This is a genomic window from Gemmatimonadota bacterium (assembly GCA_022560615.1).
Classification (GTDB): domain Bacteria; phylum Gemmatimonadota; class Gemmatimonadetes; order Longimicrobiales; family Gaopeijiaceae; genus UBA1138.
Genome location: JADFSR010000082.1, coordinates 1 through 6241 on the forward strand (window position 1 = coordinate 1; position 6241 = coordinate 6241).

The 6241-nt window shown below is 65.2% G+C and carries 6 protein-coding genes; 3 read left to right on the top strand and 3 right to left on the bottom strand.

All coding sequences use genetic code 11. From position 1 onward, the window contains the following. Positions 1 to 286 precede the first annotated feature (286 nt). The gene (locus IIB36_20025; protein MCH7534029.1) at positions 287 to 1126 is read left to right on the top strand and encodes an IS256 family transposase; all 840 of its coding nucleotides are present in this window, start codon (positions 287 to 289) and stop codon (positions 1124 to 1126) included. Here IIB36_20025 and IIB36_20030 read toward each other — a convergent pair whose 3' ends face one another. From IIB36_20030 to IIB36_20040, 3 genes are read right to left on the bottom strand one after another with little or no spacing between them, the layout of a single operon-like run. After that, positions 1127 to 2116, bottom strand: a complete 990-nt coding sequence (locus tag IIB36_20030; GenBank protein ID MCH7534030.1) for a tyrosine-type recombinase/integrase — start codon at positions 2114 to 2116, stop codon at positions 1127 to 1129. Next, positions 2113 to 3039, bottom strand: coding sequence for a tyrosine-type recombinase/integrase (locus IIB36_20035; GenBank protein MCH7534031.1), 927 nt, complete (start codon positions 3037 to 3039; stop codon positions 2113 to 2115). The genes IIB36_20030 and IIB36_20035 overlap by 4 nt, the downstream gene beginning before the upstream one ends. Then, positions 3036 to 4259 (bottom strand): tyrosine-type recombinase/integrase, encoded by a 1224-nt coding sequence (locus IIB36_20040; GenBank protein ID MCH7534032.1) that lies wholly within the window; start codon positions 4257 to 4259, stop codon positions 3036 to 3038. The genes IIB36_20035 and IIB36_20040 overlap by 4 nt, the downstream gene beginning before the upstream one ends. Before the next feature lie 174 nt (positions 4260 to 4433). Here IIB36_20040 and IIB36_20045 point away from each other — a divergent pair, with 174 nt between their 5' ends. Together IIB36_20045 and IIB36_20050 are read left to right on the top strand one after the other, a co-directional pair. Next, positions 4434 to 4856: a transposase gene (locus IIB36_20045; GenBank protein MCH7534033.1), complete on the top strand. Its 423-nt coding sequence runs from the start codon at positions 4434 to 4436 to the stop codon at positions 4854 to 4856. Between the two features lie 529 nt (positions 4857 to 5385). Beyond that, positions 5386 to 5823 carry an energy transducer TonB gene (locus IIB36_20050; GenBank protein MCH7534034.1) on the top strand — a complete coding sequence of 146 codons (438 nt, stop codon included), beginning with the start codon at positions 5386 to 5388 and terminating at the stop codon, positions 5821 to 5823. Positions 5824 to 6241 lie beyond the last annotated feature (418 nt).

Genomic DNA, 6241 nt, shown 5'->3' on the forward strand with positions numbered 1-6241 from the left:
CGGATTCTCCGGTCGTATCCGGCAGAATCAGGCGAACCGCTCGCCGGTAGAAGACGTAGTTCCAGGCCCAATTCACGAGGACGAGCATACGATTGCGAAAACCCATGAGGTTTACGACGTGAATAACGGTAGTGTCACTAAAATTGTGTAAAAGGGGGTGAGGGCGTCCGGGGAGGGTGGACAGCCTGGAAAAGAAAGAGGAAGCTCCTTGTGAGTGTTCAAGATCACATGAACCCGGGAGTCCGGACCTGCGCTAGCGGATCCGGAACCGGAAAGGAGCTTCCTCATGGAAAAGATGGTCGAAGTCGAGCCAGCCACGCAAGACGAGCTGCGTCAGGATTTGAAGTCGCTGTTCCAGGGTGCGATCCGGCTGACGCTCGAGATGGTGTTGGAGGAGGAATTGAAAGCGATGGTCGGAGCGCGACGATTCGAGCGGGTCAGCAGCCGGAAGGACCACAGGAACGGGACGTATCTGAGGCGGCTGCTCACGAGCCTGGGTCAGATCGACGTGACGGTCCCGCGCAGCCGGGAAGTCGGCTCGCCCGCCGACGTGATGGGTCGCTACCGGCGCAGGAGTGAAGAAGTCGACGCGATGATGGTGGAGGCCTACGTGAGCGGCGTGTCGCAGCGCAAGATGGGCGCCGTGACCGAGGCACTCATGGGTGAGCGCGTGGGACGCTCCACGGTGAGCCGGGTCGCGAAGCGGCTCGACAAGGCCGTGGAAGCGCTGCGGAGTGCACCCATCGAAGGGGCCCACCCCTACCTGTACCTGGACGCGACGTTCCTCGATGCCCGCTGGGCCCGAAAGGTTGAGAACGTGAGCGCGCTCGTGGCTTACGCGGTGGGGCCGGACGGCCACCGCCGGCTCCTGGGCATCACGCTGGGCCCTGAGGAATCACAGGACAGCTGGTCGGAGCTCCTCGAGCAGCTCTTGGATCGAGGGCTGAGCGGCGTCGAACTGGTGATCGCCGACGAGCACGCGGGCCTGGCGGCCGCGGTGCGCCGCTTCCTGCCCGAGGTACGCCGCCAGCGCTGCACCGTTCATTATGCAGAGCACCGGATTATGTGGATTTGCGGTGCGGATGCGGTGTCGGAGGCGGGCTTCGAGCCTTGGGGCTCTGCATAATCACAGGCCCTGCAAGAAGGCGAGGAGCTGATCCGGAGGCCGATAGCGGCCAGGCTTGCCCCCGAGTGGAGCGGTGCGTGCGAGGGCACGCTCCTTCAGGCTGAGATCCGCGTGGAGGTAGATCTGAGTCGTCTCGACACCCTCGTGGCCGAGCCACAGAGCGATAACCGAGGTGTCGACACCGGCGTGCAGCAGTCGCATCGCCGCGGTGTGGCGAAGCACGTGCGGTGAGACCTTCTTCCCTGCAAGCGACGGGCAGTGCGCGGCGGCCGCCTTGACGTGCCTCGCGACGAGCACGGTCACACCATACCGGCTGAGGGCCGTTCCCTGGCGGGTTGGGAACAACGGGTGATCAGGTTCACCGCCGCATTCCTCGAGCCACGCTTCCAACACGGCGGCCGTAGTGGCCGTGAGTGGCGTGGCACGCTCCTTTCGGCCCTTGCCTGAACAGCGGACGTGCGCTCCGGTGCCCAGTACAACATCGTGGCACTTGAGGGCGGTGAGCTCGGAGACTCGCAGCCCGGTCTGGATCGCGAGGAGCAGCAGCGCGTGGTCCCGCCGTCCTAGGAAGGATCTTTGGTTGGGGGCGGCGAGGAGCACCTCGACCTCCTCGTCGGTGAGGAAGGAGACGATCTCGCGCTCGAAGCGTTTCGGGGGGATCGCCAGGACGCGCTCGATCGAGGCGGCGTGCTCGGGATGACGCAGCGCCGCGAACCGGAACAGCGAGTGGATTGCTGCCAGCCGGGCGTTGCGCGTCCTCACGCTGTTGTGTCGGTCTCGCTCGAGGTGGTCCAAGAACGCTCCGACCAGCTTCGCGTCAAGGTGTTCGATCTCGAGCGAGGCGGGAGCCCTGCCGGTCTGGCGCTCGACGAAGCCGAGCAGGAGACAGAACGCATCGCGATAGGCGGCGATGGTGTGCGGACTCGCCCGCCGTTGGGAGACAAGCCGCTCAGTGAAGAACGCCTGGAGCGTCGGTGCGAGCGAACTCATGGCCGTACCTCCGATGTGGACTCGAGGCGCTCGGCAGCAAGGCCGAGCAGCTCGGGCGCGGCCGACAGATACCAATAAGTGTTCGCCGGGTGGACGTGGCCGAGGTACGTCGACAGGGACGCCAGACGGGACTCGACATCCCCACCGTCCCGATACCACCCGACGAGCGTCGATACCGCGAAGCTGTGACGCAGATCATGCGGCCGGGGACGACACGTCGGCGAGCGAGGTGTGAGACCCGCGTCGCGCACGAGCCCGAGGAACGCGCAATGGAAGTTGTCGTAGCGCAGCCGGGTCCCCGCTAACGAGACGAAGAAGGCAGGCGAGCTCGCCTGCGGGCAGAACTCATCGCGCTGCCTTGCGTAGGCGCGGAGGACGACGGTGGTGCTGTCGTGGACGGGGAGTTCGCGGGACTTCCCGAACTTCGAGTCGCGCACGAGGAGGAGTCCGCAGGTGAGATCGACGTCCTCGCGGTCGAGCCGGATCGCCTCACCGACGCGCATGCCAGTAACGTACAGCAGGCCGACGACCGTCTGAAGCGTCGCTCGTCGAAGTGGTGAGCGGAGTTTTTCCGACGCCCCCATCAACCTTGCCACTTCTCCTTCCGTGTAGAGGTAGGGGGTCGCCCGGTGGCTCCGGGCCGGAAGCATGTCGGCCGGCGGCACCTCGGTGCGGTCGTCGAGAAGGGCCAGGTGCCTCGCGAAGCCACGCACGACGGAGAGTCGGCGGCCAAGCCAGCTCGGGCTTGCGCCCTCGGGGAGCGTCGCCCATGAGAGCGCGAGTTCGATCGTGACCACATCGGCACCGGTAAGCTCGCAGTAGGTGACGAACTGCCCGAGCAGCTTCCCGGCACGGTTGAGCTTGAAGCCCAGCGAGCGACGCAGGATCAGGTAGTCCTCGAGCGCCGAGGAAAGCGCGCTCATCGCTCCACCACCTGTGACACGGGGAGCGGCCACATCTTGGCGAGCCCCTGGAGCAATGAGCGATCGACCTTCGCGTAGACAGCGGTGGTGAGGAGGCTTCGGTGGCGGAGCACCTGGCCGATCTCGACGAGCCCAGCCCCGGCGCGAAGCATCGCGGTCGCCGCCGAGTGCCGCAGCCGGTGGGCGCCCACTTCGGGGACCCCCGCGCGCTTGCACGCGCCGCGCACGACCGCCGAGACGCCGCCCGGGCTTAGTCCTTGGTGCGGCGCCCGAACCCGAGTGAAGACCTCCCGGGCGCTACAGCGCGGCCGGCCCCGTCGCAGCCAGGCGACGATCGCCTCGCCGACGTCGGCGGGAAGCGGCAGGCGTTCGTGCTTGGGGCCCTTGCCCCGGATGAGGAGTTCGCCTTCACGCCAGTCGATGTCGTCAAGACGCAGTCCCGCCACCTCGCCTCTGCGTAGTCCGAGCCGGATCAGCAGCACGAGCACGGCGAAGTCCCGCCGGCCGAAGGTCGTCCGTCTGTCACAACTCTTGAGTAGCGCACCCAGCACAGCAGGCTCGAGCGCCCTCGGAAGCGCGCCGAGCCGCCAGGAGGCGATCTTGGGAACGGCATCAGCGAGGAGCTTCGCCGTCCTGCCCTCGAGGTGACAGAAGCGCAGGAACGACCGCAGCCCCGTCGTGACGTGTCGAGCCGAACCGGAGCTGCGCTTCCGGCACTCACTGAGGACGAAGTCGAGGACCTCCGACGCGCGGAGCACGTCGAGACCAAGGTCCCGAACCTGAGGTCGCGTCGCGAGGAACAACCTTCCAACGTTGATGTTGCTCGCCACCGTCGCGGCGACAAGGCCCCGCTCCTCTGTGAGATAGGTGCGGTAGTGCTCGATGAGGTGCTCGGCCGGGGTCTTGGCCTTGGCCGGCTCAGGGACCGACACGACCCCCAGGTGGCGCAGGTAGGTGAGCAGCGGTGCCACCCCTTTCGGGGACCGCCAGAGCACGTAGCCCGCGCCGCGCCGCGCGACGAGGAACTCATCGACGCGCACGGGCGTGAGATCGGCGACTTCGAAGCCGCTGCCCGCCAACCACCGGCTGACATGGGCCAACAGGCGGAGCTGATCGCTGACCGCGTTCGGCCGATAGCCCTGGGACTCGAGCTCCGCGCGGAACCCGCCGACGTAGGGAGCGAGCGGACCGGCCACCCTCACCCGCGATGGATTACTCATCACTGCCTCCTCTCCGAAAGGAACGTGGAGAGGAAACTCGCCCGTTCAGGAGGGCGCGATTATGTGGAGCGCGTCACATCGTGAGCACCGCAGATACGACGCAACGCACCGCGAATCCACATAATTCGGTGCTCTGCATAATGAACGTTATGAAGAGTTCTTCATAACGTTCACCTGCAACGCAATGTACTCGCCAAGGTCCCGCATCGCCTGCGTAAGCGTGTGGCGCGCGAAGTTGCCGCCGTCTTCCGGGCCCCCGGGCTCGCTGAGTCGAAGAAGCGTCTGGCCGAGATCACGGCGCGCTGGCGCAGAGAGCTCCCCGAGGCGATGACGGTGCTCGAGCGCGGCTTCACGGCCGCGACTCAGTTCTATGCGTTCCCCGAGCCCCACTGGGCCAGACTACGCACCACCAACAGCCTCGAGCGCCTGCATGGAGAGATCAAACGCCGGATCCGGAGCGCCGGCGCCTTCCCCGACCGAGCCAGTGCGCTGCGTCTCATCACCGCCGTCGCTCTCAGGACTACCCACGTCTGGAGCGAGCGCCGCTACCTGGACCTCTCCCTCCTCGAGCCCAAGGAGGTCGCCAACGCAGCCTAACCGATGCATCGAGGAGCTTCCTCTCGCTTTTACACACAACTCGGGACTTGACCCAATCGCGGCTCCCCCACCCAAGAACGGCGAAAGAACTCCGGCCACAACTGCGCCGCCAAGGCCGAACCGCAGCGCGTTGATCTTAAGCAAGCCCTGGTTTCGGTACGCCATTCTGAGGATGCCAGAGAACGCGCCCCCGACTATGAAGCCCGTGATTCCAAAACCCACCGTGCCGCGAAGGAAACTGCTGAGGGTTATGATGGCAACCGAAGGGAAAGCATCAAGAAGGAGGGCCACCACCCCGAGAACCGAGCTGCCCACGAACCAAGCCAGTCCCCAGATCAGGGCGTTTCCGAACGCGCCTCGAAGCCTTCTGAACAAGTGTCACCTCCCTGGCCAGCGAAAGATCCAAGATGGGGACCGCGAGCCAAGTGCGCGACCCGCTCATCGAGATCAGGGGACCGGTAACCTGTTGTCGCCGTGTCCTGAATATTAGTGTTGGAGAGTTCGCCTCACGAATCGGAGGATCGTTACCATGACCGACCCCCGGCACATCCCCACGGTCGGCCTGACGCTTCTCGCGGCTCTGCTTGTGGTGGCGCCAGTCCAGACGGAGTCGCAAGAGATTTCGCCGGAGGACCGGGCTGCCATCGAGGCGGGGCCGTCGGCAAGACCGTTTACGATCCCGCCGACGATTGCCAACCGGGACGAGGTCGTTCAGGCGTTGATGAGGGAGTATCCTCCCGCCCTTCGGGACGCTCGTATCGGCGGGGAGGTGGTGGTTTGGTTCTACATATCTGACGTGGGCCGGGTCCTGCACAGCGAAGTTCACCGAAGCTCTGGCCGCGAGGATCTGGACCAGGCGGCCCTCAAGGTTGCCGACGTCTTTCGGTTCACTTCGGCTATCGACCCCGAAGGGGAAAGACCGATCGCGGCCTGGGTCCGTCTCCCCATCACGTTTAGTCTGAGGTAACCGCGATCCGAGGACCACGTTGCTCGGATGTGGATCGAGGCTCGCGGGTGGTGGGCTAGTTAGGTACGGGCCGTGGAACCTGCGCCACATCAAGAAACCAACGCCGCCCGCCACGACGAGAAAGACGGCTATCGCTCCACCGAACCAGAGGCGAGCCCCTCGACGCTCCGGGTCAATCCGGAACGAGGGCCGTGGTCCGTTCGCTGAAGGTTCGGTGCCAGTGTGGTGACAACCATGGTGACAACGGACCCCGATCCGGGGCACTATACCAAATGCACAGACATCCCCAGACATCCGGCTCCCTAACCGAACTTCCACGGCGTGAACCGACGGCGATCCAGTCGCTGCGCGGGTTTGCGCTTTTTTTTGTGTTCTTAATGTAAGCAGTAATAAGTGTTGACATGGACACCCGTGTGGG